This window comes from Pseudomonas putida (assembly GCF_001976065.1).
GTDB classification, from domain to species: Bacteria; Pseudomonadota; Gammaproteobacteria; order Pseudomonadales; family Pseudomonadaceae; genus Aquipseudomonas; species Aquipseudomonas serbica.
On record NZ_MNAH01000008.1, the window covers coordinates 171,188 to 193,101 of the forward strand.

Below are 21,914 nucleotides of genomic sequence, written 5' to 3' on the forward strand. Positions count from 1 at the left end.
CCCGCAGTGGGGAGGGGGCATCGCTTGCCGGGATGCACAAGGCCCCCTAGTCTAGCGGTAGCGATCACGTGGATGATGATCTGGCAGTGCTAAAACAAGGGACCCCATGAATCAAACCCGGACTCTCGGAACACCGCGGCTATTGGGCATCGTCTGGCCATTTATCGCCGTCGTGTTATTTCAGGCCCTGTTGGGTGGCGTCAGCCTTTATGTATTGTCGGCGGTCCGCGGCTATGTTGCCGGTGAAAGCCTGTGGTCCAAGGGCCAGAAGGACGCGATCTATTACCTGAATCTGTATGCCGACAGTCGCGACGAGAGCAAATTCCTCAAGTACCAGGAGGCTATTGCCGTCCCTCAGGGAGGGCACGAGTTGCGCCTGGCGCTGGATCAGCAGCCACCCGATCTCGAGGCGGCCAGGCAGGCCATTCTCAAGGGTGGCAACCATCCCGATGACGTTCCCAGCCTGATCTGGCTCTACCTCAACTTCCGTCATTTCAGCTTCCTCGAAAAAGCCATCGATCTGTGGACCGTGGGTGACGCGTACCTGGTCAAACTCGATGAAGTTGCCAGGGACATGCATCAGCACATCGGCGTCAAGCAGACCAGCGATGCCGACATACAGCGCTGGAAGGGACAGATATTCGCCATCAACGACGAGGTGACGCCCGCGGCCAAGGCCTTCAGCGATGCACTGGGCGAGGGCTCGCGGATGATCCTGCGGCTGCTGTTGGCGTTGAACCTGGCCACCGCCCTCGGCCTGATCGCCCTGGCGCTGCTGCGTACGCATAAACTGCTCAAGCAACGGCATGCTTTCGCCGACGCCCTGCAAGTGGAGAAAGAGCGGGCGCAAATCACCCTGCAATCGATTGGCGATGCCGTGATCACCACGACGGTGGAGGGCGCGATCGCCTATATGAACCCGGCCGCCGAAGCCTTGACCCACTGGAAAGCTGAACAGGCCACCGGAGTGCCACTGGCGGCGCTGTTCAACCTGCTGGACGACAACGCCCAAGCCGATGGCTTTACCTTGATCGAGCACATCCTGAGCGGTCAGCTCAGCGGTGGCAGCGAACACTCCAAGCTCATTCAGCGCCTCGATGGCAGCACGGTATCGGTTACCTTGGTCGGGGCGCCGATCCGCAATGCCGGGAAGGTCAGCGGTGCGGTGCTGGTGCTGCATGACATGACCCAGGAGCGGCAATACATTGCCAACCTGTCCTGGCAGGCAACCCATGATGCGCTGACCGGGCTCGCCAACCGCCGCGAGTTTGAATTTCGCCTGGAGCAGGCTCTGCAGGCCCTGACGCGACAGCCGGGGCGCCATGCCTTGATGTTCCTCGATCTGGATCAGTTCAAGTTGGTCAACGATACCTGCGGTCACGCGGCAGGTGACGAGTTGCTGCGGCATATCTGCGCGCTCTTGCAATCGGGTTTGCGCGAGGGCGATACCCTGGCCCGATTGGGGGGGGACGAGTTCGGCATCCTGCTGGAGCACTGTGGGCCGGAGGCAGCCGAGAAAATGGCCGAAGGGTTGCGTCAGACCGTGCAGAACTTGCACTTCGTCTGGAAAGGACGGCCGTTCGTGACCACCGTCAGTATCGGGCTGGTGCATATCGCGCAAACTCCGACCACCCTCGAAGCCTCATTGCGCACTGCCGACATGGCCTGCTACATGGCCAAGGAGAAAGGCCGCAACCGCGTTCAGGTCTATCATCCCGACGATTCGGAACTGTCCTTGCGCTTTGGCGAAATGGCTTGGGTACAGCGCTTGCACATGGCCCTGGAAGAAGACCGCTTTTGTCTGTACGCCCAGGAAATTGCCCCGCTCGGACATGTCGAGCAGGGCGGCGGGCATATCGAAATTCTACTGCGCCTGCATGACGAAGCCGGGCGCATGATATTGCCCGACAGTTTTATTCCGGCAGCAGAACGTTATGGCCTGATGACTTCGCTGGATCGTTGGGTTGTACAGAACGTATTCAAGATCATTGCCCAATGTATGGCCGAACAGCACAAAGGGCCTTTGGCAATGTGTGCGATTAATCTGTCAGGCACAACTATAGGAGATGACGCGTTCCTGGACTTCCTGCGTCAACAGTTCATTACTTACCAAATACCACCTGAAATAATTTGTTTTGAAATCACTGAAACCAGTGCAATTTCAAATCTTGGAAGTGCAATTAAGTTTATCAATGAACTCAAAGGCTTAGGGTGCCTGTTTTCCCTCGATGACTTTTGCGCCGGTATGTCCTCGTTCGCCTACTTGAAACATTTGCCTGTAGACTTCCTGAAGATCGACGGGAGTTTCGTAAAGGATATGCTGGACGACCCGATTAACCGCGCCATGGTCGAAGTGATCAATCACATCGGTCATGTCATGGGTAAGCGTACGATTGCCGAGTTTGTTGAAACGCCCCAGATCGAGCAGGCATTGCTGGAAATCGGGGTTGATTACGCTCAAGGGTATGTTATTGAACGCCCGCATCTGTTTACCTGCGATAGTTTGCAAAGTCGTCCAGCCAGGCCGCAGCGCTTGTTGTTCAAAGCGCCCGGCACTTTCCGTTGAAGTCTCTCGTTGATCAGAACAATCACAATCAAAAGGAGCCCGACAGTGATCGAGACATTCAACCGCACCGGACCACTCATGGAAGCTGCAAGTTATCCCGCCTGGGCCCAGCGCCTGATTCAGGATTGCAGCGCGAGTAAGCGCCGGGTTGTCGAACACGAACTGTACCAGCGCATGCGAGATAACAAACTCAGCGCACGGACCATGCGCCAGTACCTGATCGGTGGCTGGCCAGTGGTCGAGCAGTTCGCGTTATACATGGCACAGAACCTGACCAAGACCCGTTTTGCTCGCCACCCCGGCGAAGACATGGCGCGTCGCTGGTTGATGCGCAACATTCGTGTCGAATTGAACCATGCCGACTACTGGGTGAACTGGAGCCGTGCCCACGGCGTCAGCCTGGAGGATCTGCAGGCGCAGCAGGTGGCCCCTGAGCTTCACGCCTTGAGCCATTGGTGCTGGCACACGAGTTCTTCCGATTCGCTGATCGTAGCCATTGCCGCCACCAACTACGCCATTGAAGGTGCAACCGGTGAGTGGTCGGCGGTAGTCTGCTCCAATGGACTCTACGCGGCGGCGTTCCCCGAGGAGGATCGCAAGCGGGCCATGAAGTGGCTGAAGATGCATGCCCAGTATGACGATGCCCATCCGTGGGAAGCGCTGGAAATCATCTGCACCCTGGCCGGCACGAACCCGAGCAAGGCCTTGCAGGTGGAGCTGCGCCAGGCCGTGTGCAAGAGCTACGACTACATGTTCCTGTTCCTGGAGCGTTGCATGCAGCTGGAGCATTCGGAAAGGGCCCCGGTGGCGCGTGAGCGCCTGGCACTGGCCGAAACCTGATCGGTAGAGGCCCCATGAAAAAGCCCGCCCCCTGACGTCAGGGGGCGGGCTTTTTTGTGATGACCGCAAGGCGTCAGGCGCTGACTTTCAGCCCCACCAGCCCGGCAATGATCATTGCCACGCTGGCCAGCCGGATCAACGCCATGGATTCACCAAACAGGATGATCCCGGCGATCACCGTGCCGACGGCGCCGACGCCCGTCCAGATCGCATAGGCAGTGCCCAGCGGCAATTCCTTCATCGCAAGGCCAAGCAAGCCGAGGCTGACGGCCATGGCGGCAACGGTCAATGCAGTGGGGAGAGGGCGGCTGAAACCGTCGGTGTATTTCAGGCCGACGGCCCAGCCCACTTCGAACAGGCCGGCGAAAAACAGAATGATCCAGGACAAGGAAGACCTCCATCGATTGACGGGGTCGTCCCCAGGTTAATGACTCGATCGAGCCGCGAGGTCGTCCTCGCGTTTGCGCAATATAGTGCCCAGCATTAACCCGGGGATCAAGTTTTCACGTATCAGTCAGTCGCTTGCCGAGCCGCGGTGCGCCCATCTTCTTTCTCGCTCATGCGGCGGAAATAGGTCGAGAGTAGCGCCCCGGAAATGTTGTGCCAGACACTGAACAGTGCGCTCGGCACCGCCGCCAGCGGCGAGAAGTGCGCACTGGCCAGGGCTGCACCCAGCCCGGAGTTCTGCATGCCGACTTCCAGCGCCAGGGATTTGCGCTGGGCCAATGGCAACTTGAACAGGCGCCCGGTGAAGTAGCCCAGCAGGTAGCCGAAGCTGTTGTGCAGCATGACCACGGCCATGATCAACAGGCCCGACTCGGCAATTTTCGCCTGGCTGGCGGCCACCACCGCCGTGACGATGATCACGATGCTTACCACCGAAACAAGGGGCAATACATCCACCGCGTGGCGAACCTTGTCGCCGAGCAGACGCTGGGCAACCACACCCAGCACGATCGGCAGCAGCACCACCTGGAGGATCGACCAGAACAGCTCCATGAACGACACCGGCAGCCAGGCCGAAGCCAGCAGCCAGATCAAGGCCGGCGTCAGCAGCGGAGCGAGGAGGGTGGTCACGGCGGCGATAGCCACCGACAACGCCAAGTCCCCGCGAGCCAGCCAGGTCATCACGTTCGACGAGGTGCCGCTTGGGCAGCAGCCGACCAGGATCACCCCGACGGCAATTTCCGGCGGCAAATGAAACGCCTGGCAGAGCAACCACGCCACGCCGGGCATGATCACGAAATGCGCCACCACGCCCAAGGCCACGCGCCACGGGTGGCGGGCGACTTCGGCGAAGTCCTCGAGCTTGAGGGTCAGGCCCATGCCGAACATCACCAGCCCCAGCAGCGGCACGATGGCGCCCTTGAGGCCGATGAACCAAGCCGGTTGCAGGAACGCCACGACGGCGAAAATCAGTACCCAGTAGGCGAAGGTGTTACCGACAAAACGACTTAATGCAGCCAGTGCGCGCATGGCCTGATCCTTATTAATAAGCAACGCCACAAAACCAATGTGGGAGCGGGCTTGCTCGCGAAGACGGAGTGTCAGGCAATACTATCGACTGACACTCCGCCTTCGCGAGCAAGCCCGCTCCCACAGTAAGATCAAAAGCTTTTAGATCCCCTGCGGCGTCTCTTCCCCGCCCAGTGCCTCAACCAGCGCCGGCAGGAAGTCACCGAAGGTCAGCATCATCAGGGTGAAGCTGGCATCCAGTTGGCCGAGGGCTTCGTCGCCGCCGTCCTGTTCCGCCTGGTCTTGCAGCAGGTCTTCGAACTTCAGGCGCTTGACCACCATTTTGTCGTCGAGCACGAACGACAGTTTGTCCTGCCAGGCCAGCGATAGCTGGGTGACCACTTTGCCGGTGCTCAGGTGCAGCTGGATTTCTTCGCTGGTCAAGTCCTGGCGCTTGCAACGCACGATGCCGCCGTCTTCGTGGGTGTCGCGCAGTTCGCACTCGTCCAGCACAAAGAAATCGTCCGCGGCTTTCTGGGTGGTGACCCACTCGGTCATGGTCGCGGTCGGGGACATCTTCACGGTCAGCGGACGCACCGGCAGGGTGCCGATCACTTCGCGCAGGGTGGACAGCAAGTCCTCGGCACGTTTCGGGCTGGCCGAGTTGACCAGGATCAGGCCCTGTTTCGGCGCGATGGCGGCGAAGGTCGACGAGCGGCGGATGAAGGCGCGCGGCAGGAAGGCCTGGATGATTTCATCCTTGATCTGGTCGCGTTCCTTCTTATAGACCTTGCGCATTTGCTCGGCTTCGATCTCTTCGACTTTCTCCTTCACGGCGTCGCGCACGACGCTGCCCGGCAGGATGCGTTCTTCCTTGCGCGCGCTGATCAGCAGGAAATCACCGCTGACGTGCACCAGTGGGGCATCTTCGCCTTTGCCAAACGGCGCGACGAAACCGTAGGTGGTCAACTCCTGGCTTGCACATGGACGCGCCAGCTTGGTGGCCAGTGCAGTCTCCAACGCCTCGGCATCAACAGGCAGATCTTGGGTCAGGCGATAGATAAGCAGGTTTTTGAACCACATGGGGTGAGTCTCTCCTTTATACAAAGGGGGGCATTATTGTCTTCGCCGGGTCATAGGCCAACCCTTCTCTAAGCCTTTGGAAGGCATCAGAAAATTAATTAAAAAAGTGCTTGCCAGAGGTAGGGCTGCTCCGTAGAATGCGCGCCACACCGAAGCGAAGGGTGATTAGCTCAGCTGGGAGAGCGTCTGCCTTACAAGCAGAATGTCGGCGGTTCGATCCCGTCATCACCCACCATTCGTTTCAAGTGTTTAGCGCAGCGGTAGTTCAGTCGGTTAGAATACCGGCCTGTCACGCCGGGGGTCGCGGGTTCGAGTCCCGTCCGCTGCGCCATATTCGGTAACCTGGAACACTGAACGCCAGGTCACCACGGAAAAGCCCGCTCAAGCGGGCTTTTTTCTGCCTCAAGTTTGTACCTTGTTCCATCGGGTTGTATCGTTTCACCGGTTTTCGGATTTATTTGAAAAAAACTTCAATTAAATCAACACATTACGAAAATCTGTGGCATAATGCGTCCCGTAACGAAGCGAAGGGTGATTAGCTCAGCTGGGAGAGCGTCTGCCTTACAAGCAGAATGTCGGCGGTTCGATCCCGTCATCACCCACCATTCGTTTCAAGCGTTTCGCGCAGCGGTAGTTCAGTCGGTTAGAATACCGGCCTGTCACGCCGGGGGTCGCGGGTTCGAGTCCCGTCCGCTGCGCCATATTCGGTAACCTGGAACACTGAACGCCAGGTCACCACGGAAAGCCCGCTTAGTGCGGGCTTTTTGCTGTCTGGCGTTTGGCTTTTCCTGTGGAAGCGAGCCTGCTCGCGAAAGAGGTCAACGATAACGCGCGATACCTGACGCCGCGTGGCGCCCTGCAGTTTTTCGCGAGCATTCGAGCGTCGACCGGCTGCTCCTACAGAGCGGCATTACGGGCGTGACGGTAGTCGCTGACAGCTTCGTATACGGCCTTGCGCAAACGGTTGATGCCGCCGATGGGGCGATGGGCCTCCAGTCCGAACCATGGGTTGAAAGACAGGTTGTCGCATTGCAGGTTCTGCGCGGGCGTATCGAAGTCCTGGGCCGGTACCTTGACCCGCGCCACCGTCTGGAATGGCGCATCGCTTTCTTGCCACTCAATGCTCGTGTCTTCGATCGGCATGTACTTGCTCGCGTCCTGGCGCTGGATCTGCAGGACGAAGCAGGCGGGCATCCGATCGGTCGATAGCTGCTGGTACAGCGCGCTACGCAGGAAATTCGGCAACTTCTGATTCTGCGCGGGCAGGGCGTAGGCCGGGCAGCTGTCAGGGTCGGGTATCACGCGGAACTTGGCATTGACCTCGCCGAACTTGTAGGGCGAAACCGAAAAGTAGGTGCTGCGCGTCGGGCTATCCGGGGCAGGGGAGAGTGTCGCCAGGGCGATAAACAGATGGCGCATCTGCCAGCTGCGCGGGTCCAGGCTCGGGAAAAACGCCATGGCCTTTTTGCCGTCCGCCTGGGCGGCCACATTCTGACGGTACTCGGCGACATCGCTGACAAAGAAGTTCGGGTGACTGAACATCACGAAGTCCTGTTCGCCTCGATCCGCTTGATCGCTCAGAAGTTGCTTGCCCGGCACGTCGTGTAGCTTGATCGCCATGCCCCGCGCATCACGGATGCTGTCGAATTGCGGGTAAGCGTTGCCATTGGACAGGCGCATCGTCGCTTGCCAGGTCTTGCCGGGTTCGCTGAACACCCCCTGACGCAGTTCGCCCGCCAGTTCCGGCAGCACCTGCAATTGAGCCTGCACGCAGCCGTGTGCCTTGGCGTGGGCGTCACGCAGGTATCGGGTGCTTTCGCGGTGCTGATCAACGATGCGCACCGCGGTCTGGATGATGTCCTGGGTCATCGCAGCTTCGCCGGCGGGAATCAGTTCCTGCGTTGATACCGGGCCACGCTGTTGCCAGGCGAACCACGCCGTCGCCGATAGCCAGCCGAGCACACCAAGGCCCAGCATCCAGAACAGGGTTTTGCCGAGAAAAGCGCCCAGGCGCATCCACAGATATTTCATGGCAGTTGCGCCTCCAGGGGGCCGCCCAGCACTTTCAGATATTCCAGCAAGGCCCAACGTTCTTCGGGTTGCAGCAAGCGACCGATCACGCCGTTGCCACGTTTACCGGCGCGGAACTCATGGCCGCTGTTGTGATTGCCGGTGATGCGGGTGTCGAACACAAACCCATTGTCGAAGGCTTCGGTGCGGTAGCCCAGGTGCCTCGGGTCGTACTCAAAGGTGCCTTTGTAAAAGGTGGTGGCGCGTTCGTCCTGGGGCGAAAGCAATTGGTAAAGGCTCGGCACCGAACCGTTGTGCAGGAACGGCGGCGTCGCCCATACGCCCGCCAGTGGTCGAGCTTTGTAGGCGCGCAATTCCTGGACGCCTATCGGCAGGCCGAAACCATCCATGTCCGCGCGTTCGGCGGGCGTGATGGCGGCCTCACGATAGGCGCGATTGCCGACGAATGCGGTGACGTAGGCCAGCCCCTTGGCGACCGACAGCTGGCTCAGGTCGAGGGGTTCGCTGGGGGTTGGATGCAGTTGTACGTCCAGCCGCGCCAGCTCGGCCGGGTCCCACTGCAAGGCCGTCAGGTCGAAGCGATGATCGGCGATATTGTTGGCTGCGCCAGGGTCGGTGCCGATCACTGCCACTGGCAGCATTTTCAGCTGTTGCACCGGGCGCCCTGCGCTGGGGCTGACCTGCGGTATGTGGCAACCGGCGCAGTTCTGCGTGAACAACGCGCGACCTTTTGCAGCCAGCGGTTTGTCGACCACTCCCAGCAGGTCTTCCGGCCATGCTGGCGGCTTGAGTCGTTGCAGAGTCTCTTCGATCAGGTGCAAGTCACGCACCCGCACGCTGGACGGATATCGATCGTCGCCCTTGAGTGGCTGGCCATTGCCATCGAAAAAGCTCAGCGTCGCGCCCACGCCCAGGGCTTCACCGATATTGCGCGCCATGGGCTGCTGCGCCGAGCCATTCCACTGCACCCAGTCGAAAGTCCACATGTCCCATAACTGTGGGTAGTCGACGGGGGCGTTGGCCACGCGGTAGTTGGCGGGGGAAATCGTGTCGCCGAAACTGGCGTTGGCAATGCGCCCGAACGCATCGGTGCGCCCGGGACCCTCTTCGGTCGGGTACAGCCCGCGATGGGTGTCGTTCCAGGCCACCTTGAGGAAAGTATCGAGGGACCCCTTGAAGGCTTCGCGCAGAGGTTGTTTGCCGGCCTCGTAGTCAGGGCCCAAGACCTTGCGGGCGAAACGTTCGAACTTCCATGGGTTGTAATAGGTGGATACCAGGCTCGCCACCAGGGCCTGCCCAAAACTGCCGCCCTGCAGGGTCGGCACGCTGGAGGGAAGCACATGCTGGGCAGCACCGCCGTCGATGCGCACGGCTTGACCGTTCAGGCGTAGCTCACCGGTGTGGCAGGCGGCGCAGGTAATATCCAGAAATGCATCCGCACTGCCCGGATTCTGATGCCGGGCAAACCCCAGCGGCAGGTTGCCGGGGTTGTCAGGCGTGGGTTTCTGCCCGGGGTCGATCAGGAAACCGAAGCGTGCAAGGTAGTCGGGAGCGGCGAATCGTTGCTGCGAAAAGGGCAGTTCCAGGGCGGTGAACCAGTCGTAGCGCAAGCCCTTGACCTGGGTGCCCTGGGGCGTGAAATAGTAACGCTGGCGCTCTTCGGCGCTCCATTGCTCCAGGTAGTGCACTTGTTGCGCGGCCGCGTGGCGCGGCAGTTTCGGGTTGGCGACGTAGTACAGGACCACGGCCAGGGCGAGGGCCACCAGGGCCACAATCAAAGCCAGTAAACGGAGGAAGAGGCGCACGTAGACCATCCTTGTCGATCTTTCCTGCCGTTATGCACCAGCTCCAGGTAAGCGGCAAGAGGCCATTACGCCAGATGTTCGGCCTCACTGAGGGCCAGATAACAGAAGTTTCATCGTCTACAGGCCGAAATGCGTTTAAACACCTGAACTTATCGCCAGTTTACGGCTCTCATGCCGGTAGCCATTGGTCGTGGCCGCCTGATAAGCTCGCGACTTTACTCGATTGCCCTTTAGGCGCATGAACAAGGAAATAGCATGAAACAGCATCGGTTGGCGGCGGCGGTGGCCCTGGTTAGCCTGGTACTTGCGGGTTGCGACTCGCAAACCAGCGTAGAGCTGAAAACCCCGGCGCAAAAAGCTTCCTACGGAATTGGCCTGAACATGGGCAAGAGCCTGGCTCAGGAAGGCATGGACGATCTGGACTCCAAAGCCGTTGCCCAGGGCATCGAAGATGCGGTTGGCAAGAAAGAGCAGAAGCTGAAGGATGAAGAATTGGTCGAAGCCTTCGCCGCGCTGCAAAAGCGTGCCGAAGAGCGCATGGCCAAGATGAGCGAAGAGTCGGCAGCGGCCGGCAAGAAATTCCTCGAAGAGAACGGCAAGAAAGCGGGTGTCGTGACCACCGCTTCCGGCCTGCAATACGAAGTGGAAAAGAAAGCCGAAGGTCCACAGCCTAAGCCGACTGACGTAGTGACCGTTCACTACACCGGCAAGCTCACCAACGGCACCGTGTTCGACAGTTCCGTCGAGCGCGGCAGCCCGATTGATCTGCCGGTCAGCGGCGTGATCCCGGGTTGGGTCGAAGGCCTGCAACTGATGCACGTCGGCGAGAAGTACAAGCTGTACATTCCTAGCGAACTGGCTTACGGCGCGCAAAGCCCAAGCCCGGCGATCCCGGCCAACTCGGTGCTGGTATTCGACCTGGAACTGCTGGCCATTAAAGACCCAGCCAAAGAAGACGCCGCCAAGTAATTCGCGTCTGCTTTGATAACAACGCCTCGCTCATGCGGGGCGTTGTTGCATCTGGCCTGTATTGAACAAGCCAGTGCACAGGGCTAAACAAAGCGAACAGTTGCGGTAAGCTGAAGTCATAGACAGTGTGGGGGCCGCGCCTAACCCTCGGCAGACCTCCAAGTCAATGAAATATTAGGATTTTTTAGATGGGCAAAAAACGCCCGATCTGAGTTCAGCCCTTATGAAACGGGCCTTTCAGCCATGAAAAGTGGCTCTGTTCACAAGGTTATCCACAATTTGTGTGGATAACATTCTTGCCGGAGGCGTCATGAAAGCACCCTGGAATTTTGCTCGTTTCCTGCCCCTGGCCGGACGCCTGCTCGCCCGTGGGCGCTTGCCGACCTTGCTGTTCGCAGTGGCCAGTAAAACTGCCAGTCAGGGGAACCGACTGGGTAAGCTCAAGGATGATCTGCGCCTGTTGCAGGCACTGTGCCTGGCCTATTGGCGAGGTGAATACCGCGCTATAAGTCCAAAGGCACTGGTCTCGGTCGTCGCCGGCCTGATGTACTTTCTCAGCCCGGTCGATGCCATTCCGGATTTCCTCCCGGTGTTCGGCATGATCGACGACATCGCCGTGCTGGCCTGGCTGATGAAAGTCCTCGACGATGAACTCAACGCCTTCCGCGCCTGGCGCAAACGCCAGGTACCGGAGAAGCTCGCCGTGGTCGAACGCCTACCCGATACCCCTGAGAAACTGAAGCTTCAAGGGCCGAAAAAAACCTGATTCGATCCGGTCTACGCCTTATATGGATAGCCCCCGCGACCTTAGCCGCTGATAGGATTACACTTCTAGGGAAAAGTGCCGACTCGCTAAGTGTTTTTGTCCTACGGGGTAGTCATGGATATTCAGATAATTACACGCGAAGGCGAGCCCGAATATGCGGTTCTGCCATGGGCTCAGTATCAGGCGTTACTGAAAGCAGCAGGCATCAACGAAGCACCGTCGCGTCCGGCCCCGGCGCCGCTCGCGACCACCCCAGACGTGATTCTTCCCGGTCTGGATCAACTCCGCAGTTTGCGCGAAGGGAAGGGCATCGCCATCGAGGCGCTGGCCCGCACGGTAGGCATCAGCCCGTCATACCTGGCCATGATTGAAAGTGGCGAGCGTCTGCCCGACGCCGCGATTCGCCGCAGCCTGGCCTGGGAATTGACGGTGCCAGGATGGAGGGACGAATCGTGAGCGTACGCATCAGTCGTCAACATTGGGACGGATTGCTCGGCGAACTGGATCAGGCGCGCCGCCAGCGTCATCTGCTGACCTATCGGGCTTTGCTGGAGCGCTTGCAGCTGCCGACGCCCGCCATGCAAACCCTCACCGCCGCACTCGAACACCTGGCCGCATTGGATGCCAAGGCCGAACAGCCTCTGCGCAGCTCGCTGGTGATCAGCCAAGGCGCCAGCCGCTTGCCGCGCACCGGTTTCTTTGAGTGCGTCGAGCGTCTGGGGCGTTTCTCCGGCCCGTCCGACGGCGTCGCCGCCGCCTCCTGGCATGCCTCGGAAGTGGTTCGCGTGTTCGAATACGAGTACCCCGAATCGGCGGAGGCCTGAGTGTTTCTGAAGCTCAAGGCACGGGCCGGCTACTGGCTGGCCCGCCAGTTGTTCCACTGGCCCTGGTTCGTGCGCCAGCCCCGCGGTTGGAGCTGGATGGAGGGTCAGTTCGCCCGCATGGCCAACCTGGGCGATGTCGGCGCACAGAGTTTTTATGGGCACATCCTGACCTTTCGTGGCGTCGGCCTGGGTGCGCGGGAGGAGGGTATTCGGCTGTTGCGTCTGGCGGCATTGGCGGGCGATGGCAAGGCGGCGTATCAGGTGGGTGTGATCAGCCTGGCCGGGAGCCCGAGTAAGTCGCCGGATCCGGCAGAGGCGGCGCGATTCTGGACCATGGCGGCCAACGCCGGGCATCCATTGGCCGAGATCAAACTCAAAGAGTTGGCGGCTGGCGGCTCTTCGCAGTAATTCGTTTGTTTTTCCATAAGCAAACGTGGCGTGAGGGAAACCCTGTGCCACGTTGCATTTTATTGCAAGATCCACGCCATGGGCCGGCTGTGCCAAGGGCAGGATGCCGCCCTTGAATTCACACGTTCGGCATGTGCTGCGGGCAAGATGCGGGTTAGTTCATCATCACCTCATCCAGTGCCTTCTCCAGGGTGCTGACCGTGCGCTCGATATTGTGCAGCTTTTCGAGTCCGAACAGACCGATGCGGAAGGTCTGGAAGTCGGCCGGTTCGTCGCATTGCAACGGCACTCCGGCGGCGATCTGCAGGCCGTGATTGGCAAATTTCTTGCCGTTCTTGATGTCGGCATCATCGGTGTAGCTCACCACTACGCCAGGGGCTTGAAAGCCGGCGGCGGCCACGCTTTTGATGCCTTTACCGGTCAACATGGCGCGCACCCGATCGCCCAGAGCCTGTTGTTCGGCGCGGACCTTGTCGAAACCGTAGGCTTGCGTCTCTTTCATCACTTCGTTAAATCGCGCGAGGGAATCGCTGGGCATGGTCGCATGGTAGGCATGTCCGCCCTGTTCGTAGGCCTGCATGATCTGAAGCCATTTTTTCAGGTCGCAGGCGAAGCTGCTGCTCTGCGTCTGTTCGATGCGCCCGAGTGCCAGGGAGCTGAGCATCACCAAGGCGCAGCAAGGGGAGGCGCTCCAGCCTTTCTGAGGTGCGCTGATCAGCAGGTCGACTGCGCATTTGTGCATATCGACCCAAAGCGTGCCCGAGGCGATGCAGTCCAGCACGAACAGGCCACCCACCGCATGCACAGCGTCGCCGACGGCCCGCAGGTATTCGTCGGGCAGGATAATCCCTGATGAGGTTTCAACGTGGGGAGCGAAGACAATCTGCGGCCTAGAAGCCGCAATGGCTGCCAGCACTTCGTCCAGAGGAGGTGGGGCGTAGGCAGCCTGGCGACCGGTTTCGACCGGCCGGGCTTTAAGCACCGTGGTGGCCGCCGGGATGTTGCCCATCTCAAGGATCTGGCTCCAGCGATAACTGAACCAGCCGTTGCGTATCACCAGGCATGGCTGGTCGGTGGCAAACTGTCGCGCCACCGCCTCCATGCCGAACGTACCACTGCCCGGGACCACCGCAACAGCCTGGGCGTTGTAGACCTGTTTCAAGGTCTTGGAAATGTTCTTCATCACGTCTTGAAAGGACTGCGACATGTGGTTGAGCGAGCGGTCGGTGTAGACCACTGAGTACTCGACCAACCCGTCGGGATCGATACTGGGATATAGCTTTGACATGGAGTGACTCCTTTGGCAGAGACTCAGTGGTATCGACCCTGCCCTAAGCCTTGGCAAATGACAAGTTTGCCCGGATTGAATGGCGACTTCTGTCGAACCGTGATGCGCAGACTGACGACTAACGAATGAACGCACTCAGGTCGGCGCCCAATCCGTTGATTGCTTGCGCAAAGTCCTCCGCCTTGATTTGCGTTGAAGCATTTTCCAGTTTGTTTCCAAATACCTTGCGCACGACCCTCGCTACCGGTTCGTTGGTCGCGGGGTCGAGCAAGACGGCCTCTACATACAATTCGGTGTCTTGATCGCGGTGGCCGGTGACGGCACTGACGCCTCCAACCACGGCCGCTACAGGAATGATTTCATACCACTTCATGCCTTCGTTGGAGGCATTCACGCCCGTAATGGCAGCTCTCATGACCAAGGGACGTGCATTGGGGGGCAGCGGCTGCAAGGTGTTGGAAACCTTGTATCGCTTGGACAATGCGGTAACAACAGTCTGGTTGGCAGTCTGTTGAAGTTGCATGAATGTATTCATGTTTATGCGATCCGTCGCCGTGGGTGCAGGAAACAATTCCAACCCATCGAAATCCACCGTATCAAATGCCGCAGGACTAAAGGTCGGCGAAACCCAGCGCAGTGTCGACGCGCCAGTGGCAGAAACCGACGGCTGCAAAACATCATAACGATCCAGGTAACCAGAGTACTGGTCTACTTCAGTGACCTTGGAAGCGCAGCCATTGAGCATCATTGCGCTCATGACGAAACCAGAAAGCCAATAGCGTGATTTATCCATGATGAGTCCTGTATTGATAAGCAGCATCGCCCCTTGAAGCAGGCCTTTCCTTGATTTCGCAGTTGGCCAAAACATCAAAATGACCGCTACACAGCATAGTCAGGTAAGGGGGCTGCAATCGATTCATTTCTATATGGTTTGTAGAAGGGGGGGGGGGAAGCAACCACTGGCTGGGCCGCCGGCTATTTCACTGACCTTGGTTTGTGCGCCAATTTTGGCCTTATCAAAAGATGCGTAAGCGATGGACTTGCAACTGGCAGCAGGCCGCAGCTTCGGTTTCCCAGATGCTGACAGTTCAGTTGGATCAGTTGTTCAGCCGCTGAAGCTCAAGTTGCTTGGCAGCACTGGCTTCGAGGGTTGCACGCTCTTCATCCAGATACCGATAAATGCTTTGGAGGTTGGCGATTTTCTGTTTGATGTCTGCCATCTTCTTTTCAATTAGCTTCGCGCCGCCAGCACAATCGATCAGCTTGTTGCGCTGCGCATCCAGAATCTCGCCTATTTCCCCCAGGGAAAATCCCATGCTTTGCGCGCGCTGGATAAAGTCCAGATCCTGCAGAGTTTGCGCTGTGTAAACGCGATAGTTGTTAGTTTGCCGCAGCGGTGAGATCAGGCCGATTTGCTCGTAGTAACGCAGCGTATGGCGGCTGGCGCCGCTGCGGGCCTCGAGTTCGCCGATTTTCATGAAAACACCGCTTGACTATAGAGTTGGGTCGATAGTTTACGCTTGATTTCTCACCTTAACCAAGGAGCAGGGAAATGAGCGTGGAGTGCTTTGTCACGGGGGGGACCGGCTTCATCGGTCAACATTTGGTGGCGTACTTGAGTGCAAAAGGTCACACCATTCGAGTGTTGATGCGTCGCCCAGAGCGACTCGCTGCACTGCGGGAGCAAGTCGGCAATTTGGGAGGGTGCGCAAGCCGGGTATTTGCCGTGGCTGGCGATCTGGAACGGGACAACCTCGGTCTGAGTCTTGCTGACCGAGAAGTGCTGAGGCACGCCAGCGTTATCTTTCACCTGGGTGCCCACTTCGCATGGGGGCTTTCCGTGGAGCATTCGCGCGCGGTAAATGTGGAAGGGGCAAAGCGCGTGGCGCTGTTGGCGGCTGAGCAAAAAAGCCGGTTAGTGATGATCGGCGGCTACATGCTGAAAAATCATGAACATCTGCAACGCATCGGAATTGATCCTCGTTATCCGCAGCTGACGAATTGGCCAGCCGTCTACCGACAGGTCGGTGGTTACGAGGGGAGCAAGCTGGAGGCGCATTATGCGACCCTGGAGGTCATGTCCGCCAAGGGCGGGGAGATTATCGTTGTCCACCCCGCGACGGTTTGTGGCCACAGCCGCACGGGGCATATCCTTGACGGTCAGCCGCTGGTGGAGCTGATACGCAACCTTGTGCAGGGAAAGCTGACTGCAGTGCCCGGTACCGCCGAGCATTGGCTACCCCTGGTCACGGTGGATTACCTGGTTGAGCTGGTGGCGGTTTGTGCGTTTGATCCTGCCATGGTGGGTCAGGAACTGCTGGCGCTTGATGACCAAACGCCCAACTTGCGAGAACTCCTGGTACAGGTGGCACAGCCTTTGGGCTTGAAGTCTCCCAAGCATTACATTTCACTGCGATTGCTGAAGTGGCTACTGAGTATTCCTCCCGTCGCGCGTTTTCTGAATACAAAACCCGAAGCCTTGGACTTTATCCAGACCACTCGTTTTGATACAGCGGCGGTCGAGCAATTTGCCAACAGGCATGGAATAGCCAAACCGGATATACGTCAGTCTTTGGAGCACACTGCAACGTTCGTCAACGCACATTGCATCGCCAAGGGCCAGGCTCTCTGACTTTTCCTTGGGGGGTGACAAAGTCGTTAGCCCCAATCAAATGGACTTTCCTACTCAACGCCTGATTACCTGCGGGAGTGCAATGTCGCACTCAACACTCCCGCCCATCCCCTCCAAACTATCAATCACATGCACGCTCCAGCCCTGCACATTCTTCGCATGATGCTTGGCCTGCGAAGCCATCTCCGCCAACTGGCTGGCATCGAGCTGCGCACAAACTTGCGGGTGTAAATGCACCACGCCGATCGACAACGACAACAAGGGAAATTCCTGGCGCACGCCTTGGCGGTTGGGGGCGGTGAAGCAGCCGGCTTCAAGGTGTTCGCTGCGGTAGAAGCGCCGGCACTGGCTGTGGAAGTCGTCGAGCAGCTGGTTCAAGCGTTTGCGCCAGTCGTCCGGGCCCAGCACCAACAGGAAGTCATCGCCGCCGATATGGCCGACGAAGTCGCGGGAGGGGTCGATGCGTTCGTTCAGGCATTGCGCCAGGCACAGCAGGACTTCGTCGCCGCGGCCGTAGCCGTAGAGGTCGTTGAAGGGTTTGAAGCTGTCGATGTCGACGTAACAGATGACCGATTCGCGTTGCTGTTGCAGCAGTCGTGTGAGGCATTGCTGGATCGGTACGTTGCCGGGCAGCAGGGTCAGTGGGTTGGCGTAGCGTGCTTGCTGGATTTTCAGTTCGGTGATCAGCTTGAGCACGTCGATCACCCGGCCCAGGCCCAGGTAATGGCCGTTGAGGGTGATGATGAAGTCTTCTTCGATGCGTTGTCGGGCGCGGCTGGTGATCAGCCGGCTGACCTGTTGCAGCGACTGGCTGATCTCGACGGCGAGGAAGTCGTCGCTCATCAGGCGGCTGATCGGTTTGCGGGCGAACAGGTCGGTGGCGAACGGCTTGAGCAAGGCGTCCGAGAGCGAATGCCGATGGACGATGCCGCAGGGTTGGTCGTGCTCATCCAGCACCGCCAGGGAATTCAGGTTGGCCTGGCGGCGGAAGGCTTCGAGCACGGTGGCGGTCGGGGTGTCGCGGGGCACGGCGGGCTGGTCGTTGAGCAGGGCGCTGAGGTCGCTGCCATCGTCGCCCAGGGCCACGGCGCTGCTGTCGCGCCTGGGCATCAAGGCGCGGGCATCGCGCGGCGGATGCTCTTGTGGCCGACAGAGCAAATAGCCCTGGACGAGATCGACGCCCATCTCGGTCAATACCGCCAATTCCTCCGGCAACTCGATGCCTTCGGCGATCACCTGTGCCCGGGAGGCTTTGGCGATCTGCAGGATCGAGCCGACGAACTCGCGCTTGAGGGCGTCCTGGTGGATGCCGTCGATGAAGTGACGGTCGATCTTCACGTAGTCGGGACGCAATTCGGACCACAGGCGCAAGCTTGAGTAACCCGCGCCCAGGTCGTCCAGGGCAATGGAAAAGCCCATGGCCCGATAGTGATGCAAGGCGGTATGCAGCAGCTGGAAGTCGTCGGTCGGAGTCTGCTCGGTGAGTTCGATCACCACCTGGTTCGGGGCGATGCCGAAATCCTGCAGCAACTGCAAGGTGCGTCCAGGCTGGTGGGCCGCTTCGAGCAATGATTCCGGGGAGACGTTGAGGAACAGTTTACCGGGCAGTTTTTGTTCGTTGAAGCGTCGGCACGCGCTCTGCCGACAGGCGATTTCCAGTTCGCTCAGGCGACCCGCCTGGCGGGCGACGGCGAACAGGGCGACAGGGGAGTGCAACGGGTTGTTGGATGGGCCGCGGCTCAGGGCTTCGTAGCCCAGGATGCGTCGTTCAGAGAGGCTGATGATGGGCTGGAACAGGCTGTGCAGACCGCTTTGAGCCAGGATTGAACTCAAGGCACTCAGCTGTTCGGTTGTGGTCATGGCGATCTCTGGCGAAAAAAAAGGACCGGGAGTGCCCTTGGTAAAAAGGGCCGCTACCGGTCCGTTATTTCACGACAGGATGATGACTGTTTGATGACGCTCCGGGGAGCGTCAGCATTAAATTGCCATCAGCTTAGTGCTTGGCTACCGCCGTATTGAGCTTGAGGTAATCCAGCAGAATGCGCCCGGTTTCACTCAGGTAGGCATCGTCTTCTGGCTTGGTCTTGTCGTCCTCGGCCGCGATAGCGTCTTCGTCTTCTTTCTTCAGCTCCTTGAGCGGCTCTTCGCCCTTGGCCTTGCGACGGATGTTCTCCATGGCAAGCTGCTTGGCTTCGATTTCGGTGTGCTGGGCACGACGCTCGGCTTCATTGAGGGTGACGGTTTTTTCCATCATGAGCTTCTGCGCCAGGGCCAGTTTGTCGCGGATAAACACGAATTCCGCGTCCTTGGCCGTGCGCACGTCATGCTCGGACTTGAGCTGGGTAATGTACGGTTTGAACGGGTCCACCGCCGGCTTGATCGCCGCCTTGATGGTGTCCCACGGCATGGCTTCGGGCAGGGCGCTTTCGCCGATTTCCTTGGTGTCGATGATCGACGGGTAATCGATGTCCGGCAGTACGCCCTGGTGCTGGGTGCTCTGCCCGGAAACCCGGTAGAACTTGGCCAGGGTCAGCTTGAGCTCGCCATGGTTCAGCGGCTGGATGGTCTGCACGGTGCCTTTGCCGAAGGTCTGGCCGCCGATGATCAGGGCGCGGTGGTAGTCCTGCATGGCGCCGGCAAAAATTTCCGAGGCCGAGGCGGACAGGCGGTTGACCAGCAACGCCATCGGGCCTTTGTAGAACGCACCCGGATTTTCATCTTCCAGGACATCGACGCGGCCATCGGCATTACGCACGAGCACGGTAGGGCCCTTGTCGATGAACAGGCTGGTCAGCTCGGTAGCCTCCTGCAGGGAGCCACCGCCGTTGTTGCGCAGGTCGATGACCACGCCGTCGACCTTGTCTTTCTGCAGCTCGGTCAGCAGCTTCTTGACGTCGCGGGTGGTGCTCTTGTAATCCGGATCACCGGCACGGAAGGCCTTGAAGTCGAGGTAGAAGGCCGGGATTTCGATGACGCCGAGCTTGTAGTCCTTGCCGTCCTGCTTGAGGTTGAGGACCGATTTTTTCACGGCCTGGTCTTCAAGCTTCACCGCTTCGCGGGTGATCGGCACGATCTTGCTGGTCTGGTCGTTCGGCGCATTGCTGGCCGGGATCACTTCCAGGCGCACGATGGTGCCTTTCGGGCCACGGATCAGCTTGACCACTTCATCCAGGCGCCAGCCGACCACGTCCACCATCTCTTTATTGCCTTGGGCAACGCCGATGATCTTGTCGGCCGGTGCGACCTGCTTGGTCTTGTCGGCAGGGCCTGCGGGCACCAGGCGCACGATTTTCACCTGGTCGTTATCGCTCTGCAGCACGGCGCCGATGCCCTCAAGGGACAGGCTCATGTTGATGTCGAAGTTTTCCGCGTTATCCGGCGACAGATAATTGGTGTGCGGGTCGTAGGACATGGCGAAGGTGTTGATGTACGCCTGGAAGATGTCTTCCGCGCGGGTCTGGTCCAGGCGCGCCAGCTGGTTCTTGTAGCGCTTGGTCAGGGTTTCCTGGATCTGCTTGGAATCCTTGCCGGCGATCTTCTGCCGCAGGACTTCGTCCTTGACGCGTTTGCGCCACAGGTCGTCGAGTTCCGCGGTGGACTTGAGCCAAGGAGCGTCCTTGCGGTCGATCAGCAAGGTTTCCTTGGAGGTGAAGTCGATCTTGTCGACGCCCTTGTTCAGCTCGGCAAGGGCGAAGTCCAGACGCGCCTTGACGCGGTCCAGGTAGCGCTTGTAGATGGTGAACCCGGCGTTGAGGTCGCCGCTCTTGAGAAAGTCGTCGAACTGGGTCTTCCACTTGTCGAACTCGGCAATGTCGCTAGCCATGAAGTAGCTGCGCGACGGGTCGAGCAATTTCAGGTAGCTGTCGTAGATGATCTGCGAACGCGCGTCATCAAGCGGCGGTTTGCTGTAGTGGTGGCGCTTGAGCAGTTCCACGACATTCAGACTGGCGATGACTTCGTCACGATCAGGTTGAAGCTTGTCCCAGCTGTTGGCTGCGAAAGTATTGCCGGACATCGGCAACAGGCCGATACCGATGAAAAGGGCGAGGGCAGTGCTGGGGAACAAACGCTTCATGTTGATTCGACGCGGGGACAATTGATAACGCATATTAGGCCGTCTTTGAAGTCGCCGGTTCCACAAGGGCCGGTCGCATAATGCAAAAAGCCCGGCGCTACAGCTTCGGGCTCAGTCCAGACTCACTATGGAGGCACTGTGAAAGCATTGCAAGGCGTTGACGGTCAAGTGGTGTGGGTTGAAGAGCCCAGTCCTGCGTGTGATGCAGGGCAAGTTCGTATTCGAGTGGCGGCAGCGGGGCTCAATCGTGCCGATTTGTTGCAGAAGGCAGGCCTTTATCCACCCCCGCCGGGGGCCAGCCAAGTGCTTGGTCTAGAGTGTTCCGGGGTGATCAGCGAGGTCGGCGCGGGCTCGTCCTGGAAAGTGGGCGATCGGGTTTGTGCCTTGCTGGCCGGGGGCGGGATGGCCGAGGAAGTGGTGGTAGACGGGCGGCACGTGCTACCGGTTCCCGACGAAATGTCACTGGTTGAAGCGGCCGCGCTGCCGGAAGTCTACGCCACCGTCTGGTTGAACCTGTTTCAACTGGCGGCACTCAAGCCGGGTGAAAAAGTACTGTTGCACGCCGGAGCAAGTGGAATCGGTTCAGCTGCCATTCAGCTGTGCAAGGCGTTCGGCAATCCGTGCTGGGTCAGTGTCGGCTCCACTGAGCGCCTTGCGTACTGCGAAGCACTTGGCGCCCAGGGCGGCGTGGTGCGCACGGACGACCTGGACAGCTTGCGCGACCTGGGGCCGTTCGATGTCATCCTCGATCCGGTGGGCGGCAACTATGCAGCGCTGAACCTGAAACTGATGGCGACTGATGGCCGTTGGGTGCTGATCGGCCTGATGGGTGGGCGCGAGGCGAAACTGGACCTGGCGCAGGTGCTGGCCAAGCGCGTGCAGTTGCTGGGGTCGACTTTGCGCAGCCGAAGCGATCAGTTCAAGGCGGATCTGTTCAGGGATCTGGGCCAGCATGTCTGGCCCCTGTTTGCCGATAAGCGCTTGAGCCCGCAACTGGCCAAGGCTTTCCCGATCAAGGATGCCGAAGCGGCGTTTGCCGAGTTGGCGAGCAACACGGTGGCGGGGAAGCTGGTGTTGGTGATTGACGAGAGCCTGAGCTGACCTTGTAGGAGCCGGCTTGCCGGCGAACCAGGCGACGCGGTATGGCAGGCATACCGCTTTCGCTGGCAAGC

The 21,914-nt window shown here is 59.4% G+C and carries 19 protein-coding genes and 4 tRNA genes; 13 read left to right on the forward strand and 10 right to left on the reverse strand.

Annotated elements, in window-relative coordinates:
• Positions 1 to 106: 106 nt before the first annotated feature.
• Positions 107 to 2,566, forward strand: a complete 2,460-nt coding sequence (locus tag BKX96_RS24515) for an EAL domain-containing protein (RefSeq protein ID WP_046815999.1) — start codon at positions 107 to 109, stop codon at positions 2,564 to 2,566.
• A gap of 45 nt (positions 2,567 to 2,611) precedes the next feature.
• Positions 2,612 to 3,406: an iron-containing redox enzyme family protein gene (locus tag BKX96_RS24520; protein ID WP_046816000.1), complete on the forward strand. Its 795-nt coding sequence runs from the start codon at positions 2,612 to 2,614 to the stop codon at positions 3,404 to 3,406.
• A 73-nt stretch (positions 3,407 to 3,479) separates the two neighbouring features.
• Here BKX96_RS24520 and sugE read toward each other — a convergent pair whose 3' ends face one another.
• The 3 genes from sugE to rdgC all read right to left on the reverse strand — a co-directional run bounded on the left by sugE (position 3,480) and on the right by rdgC (position 5,944).
• Complete coding sequence (gene sugE / locus BKX96_RS24525; protein ID WP_046816001.1) at positions 3,480 to 3,794, reverse strand: quaternary ammonium compound efflux SMR transporter SugE; 315 nt, start codon at positions 3,792 to 3,794, stop codon at positions 3,480 to 3,482.
• Positions 3,795 to 3,916: 122 nt separating this feature from the next.
• Positions 3,917 to 4,882 (reverse strand): bile acid:sodium symporter family protein, encoded by a 966-nt coding sequence (locus BKX96_RS24530; RefSeq protein WP_046816002.1) that lies wholly within the window; start codon positions 4,880 to 4,882, stop codon positions 3,917 to 3,919.
• Positions 4,883 to 5,023: 141 nt separating this feature from the next.
• Complete coding sequence (gene rdgC, locus BKX96_RS24535) at positions 5,024 to 5,944, reverse strand: recombination-associated protein RdgC (protein WP_008060875.1); 921 nt, start codon at positions 5,942 to 5,944, stop codon at positions 5,024 to 5,026.
• Positions 5,945 to 6,103: 159 nt separating this feature from the next.
• On the opposite strand from rdgC, the gene BKX96_RS24540 reads away from it, so the two are divergent.
• The 4 genes from BKX96_RS24540 (at position 6,104) to BKX96_RS24555 (ending at position 6,645) form a co-directional block, all read left to right on the forward strand.
• Positions 6,104 to 6,179, forward strand: a tRNA-Val gene (locus BKX96_RS24540).
• A gap of 19 nt (positions 6,180 to 6,198) precedes the next feature.
• Positions 6,199 to 6,275: transfer RNA gene (locus BKX96_RS24545), tRNA-Asp, on the forward strand.
• Between the two features lie 198 nt (positions 6,276 to 6,473).
• Positions 6,474 to 6,549, forward strand: a tRNA-Val gene (locus BKX96_RS24550).
• Between the two features lie 19 nt (positions 6,550 to 6,568).
• Positions 6,569 to 6,645: transfer RNA gene (locus tag BKX96_RS24555), tRNA-Asp, on the forward strand.
• Between the two features lie 196 nt (positions 6,646 to 6,841).
• On the opposite strand, the gene BKX96_RS24560 is transcribed toward BKX96_RS24555, so the two are convergent.
• Positions 6,842 to 7,975, reverse strand: coding sequence for a catalase family protein (locus BKX96_RS24560; RefSeq protein ID WP_077185668.1), 1,134 nt, complete (start codon positions 7,973 to 7,975; stop codon positions 6,842 to 6,844).
• Positions 7,972 to 9,780 carry a c-type cytochrome gene (locus BKX96_RS24565; RefSeq protein WP_077185752.1) on the reverse strand — a complete coding sequence of 603 codons (1,809 nt, stop codon included), beginning with the start codon at positions 9,778 to 9,780 and terminating at the stop codon, positions 7,972 to 7,974. The genes BKX96_RS24560 and BKX96_RS24565 overlap by 4 nt, the downstream gene beginning before the upstream one ends.
• Positions 9,781 to 10,035: 255 nt before the next feature.
• Between BKX96_RS24565 and bamJ the strand changes: the two genes are divergently transcribed.
• From bamJ to BKX96_RS24590, 5 genes are all read left to right on the forward strand, one after another.
• Positions 10,036 to 10,749 (forward strand): BamJ family beta-barrel-assembly machinery protein, encoded by a 714-nt coding sequence (bamJ, locus tag BKX96_RS24570; RefSeq protein WP_077185669.1) that lies wholly within the window; start codon positions 10,036 to 10,038, stop codon positions 10,747 to 10,749.
• Between the two features lie 310 nt (positions 10,750 to 11,059).
• Entirely contained in the window at positions 11,060 to 11,515 is a 456-nt protein-coding gene (locus tag BKX96_RS24575) for a YkvA family protein (protein ID WP_046816072.1), read from the forward strand.
• Between the two features lie 114 nt (positions 11,516 to 11,629).
• Complete coding sequence (locus BKX96_RS24580; RefSeq protein ID WP_046816073.1) at positions 11,630 to 11,971, forward strand: helix-turn-helix domain-containing protein; 342 nt, start codon at positions 11,630 to 11,632, stop codon at positions 11,969 to 11,971.
• Entirely contained in the window at positions 11,968 to 12,339 is a 372-nt protein-coding gene (locus BKX96_RS24585; RefSeq protein ID WP_003223109.1) for a hypothetical protein, read from the forward strand. Before BKX96_RS24580 ends, BKX96_RS24585 begins: the two co-directional genes overlap by 4 nt.
• Positions 12,340 to 12,747 carry an SEL1-like repeat protein gene (locus BKX96_RS24590; protein WP_046816074.1) on the forward strand — a complete coding sequence of 136 codons (408 nt, stop codon included), beginning with the start codon at positions 12,340 to 12,342 and terminating at the stop codon, positions 12,745 to 12,747.
• 154 nt (positions 12,748 to 12,901) lie between these two features.
• Here the strand turns inward: BKX96_RS24590 and BKX96_RS24595 are convergent, their stop codons facing one another.
• The 3 genes from BKX96_RS24595 to BKX96_RS24605 all read right to left on the reverse strand — a co-directional run bounded on the left by BKX96_RS24595 (position 12,902) and on the right by BKX96_RS24605 (position 15,513).
• The gene (locus BKX96_RS24595; protein ID WP_046816075.1) at positions 12,902 to 14,035 is read right to left on the reverse strand and encodes an aminotransferase class V-fold PLP-dependent enzyme; all 1,134 of its coding nucleotides are present in this window, start codon (positions 14,033 to 14,035) and stop codon (positions 12,902 to 12,904) included.
• A gap of 118 nt (positions 14,036 to 14,153) precedes the next feature.
• Positions 14,154 to 14,828 carry a DUF3313 domain-containing protein gene (locus tag BKX96_RS24600; RefSeq protein ID WP_077185753.1) on the reverse strand — a complete coding sequence of 225 codons (675 nt, stop codon included), beginning with the start codon at positions 14,826 to 14,828 and terminating at the stop codon, positions 14,154 to 14,156.
• 304 nt (positions 14,829 to 15,132) lie between these two features.
• Positions 15,133 to 15,513 carry a MerR family transcriptional regulator gene (locus tag BKX96_RS24605; RefSeq protein WP_046816076.1) on the reverse strand — a complete coding sequence of 127 codons (381 nt, stop codon included), beginning with the start codon at positions 15,511 to 15,513 and terminating at the stop codon, positions 15,133 to 15,135.
• Between the two features lie 74 nt (positions 15,514 to 15,587).
• On the opposite strand from BKX96_RS24605, the gene BKX96_RS24610 reads away from it, so the two are divergent.
• Positions 15,588 to 16,667, forward strand: coding sequence for an SDR family oxidoreductase (locus tag BKX96_RS24610; protein ID WP_077185670.1), 1,080 nt, complete (start codon positions 15,588 to 15,590; stop codon positions 16,665 to 16,667).
• Between the two features lie 54 nt (positions 16,668 to 16,721).
• Here the strand turns inward: BKX96_RS24610 and BKX96_RS24615 are convergent, their stop codons facing one another.
• Together BKX96_RS24615 and BKX96_RS24620 are read right to left on the reverse strand one after the other, a co-directional pair.
• Positions 16,722 to 18,527: a bifunctional diguanylate cyclase/phosphodiesterase gene (locus BKX96_RS24615; protein WP_077185671.1), complete on the reverse strand. Its 1,806-nt coding sequence runs from the start codon at positions 18,525 to 18,527 to the stop codon at positions 16,722 to 16,724.
• Positions 18,528 to 18,660: 133 nt separating this feature from the next.
• Positions 18,661 to 20,742: a carboxy terminal-processing peptidase gene (locus tag BKX96_RS24620; protein ID WP_179092172.1), complete on the reverse strand. Its 2,082-nt coding sequence runs from the start codon at positions 20,740 to 20,742 to the stop codon at positions 18,661 to 18,663.
• A gap of 138 nt (positions 20,743 to 20,880) precedes the next feature.
• Here BKX96_RS24620 and BKX96_RS24625 point away from each other — a divergent pair, with 138 nt between their 5' ends.
• Entirely contained in the window at positions 20,881 to 21,843 is a 963-nt protein-coding gene (locus BKX96_RS24625) for a zinc-binding dehydrogenase (protein ID WP_077185673.1), read from the forward strand.
• Positions 21,844 to 21,914 lie beyond the last annotated feature (71 nt).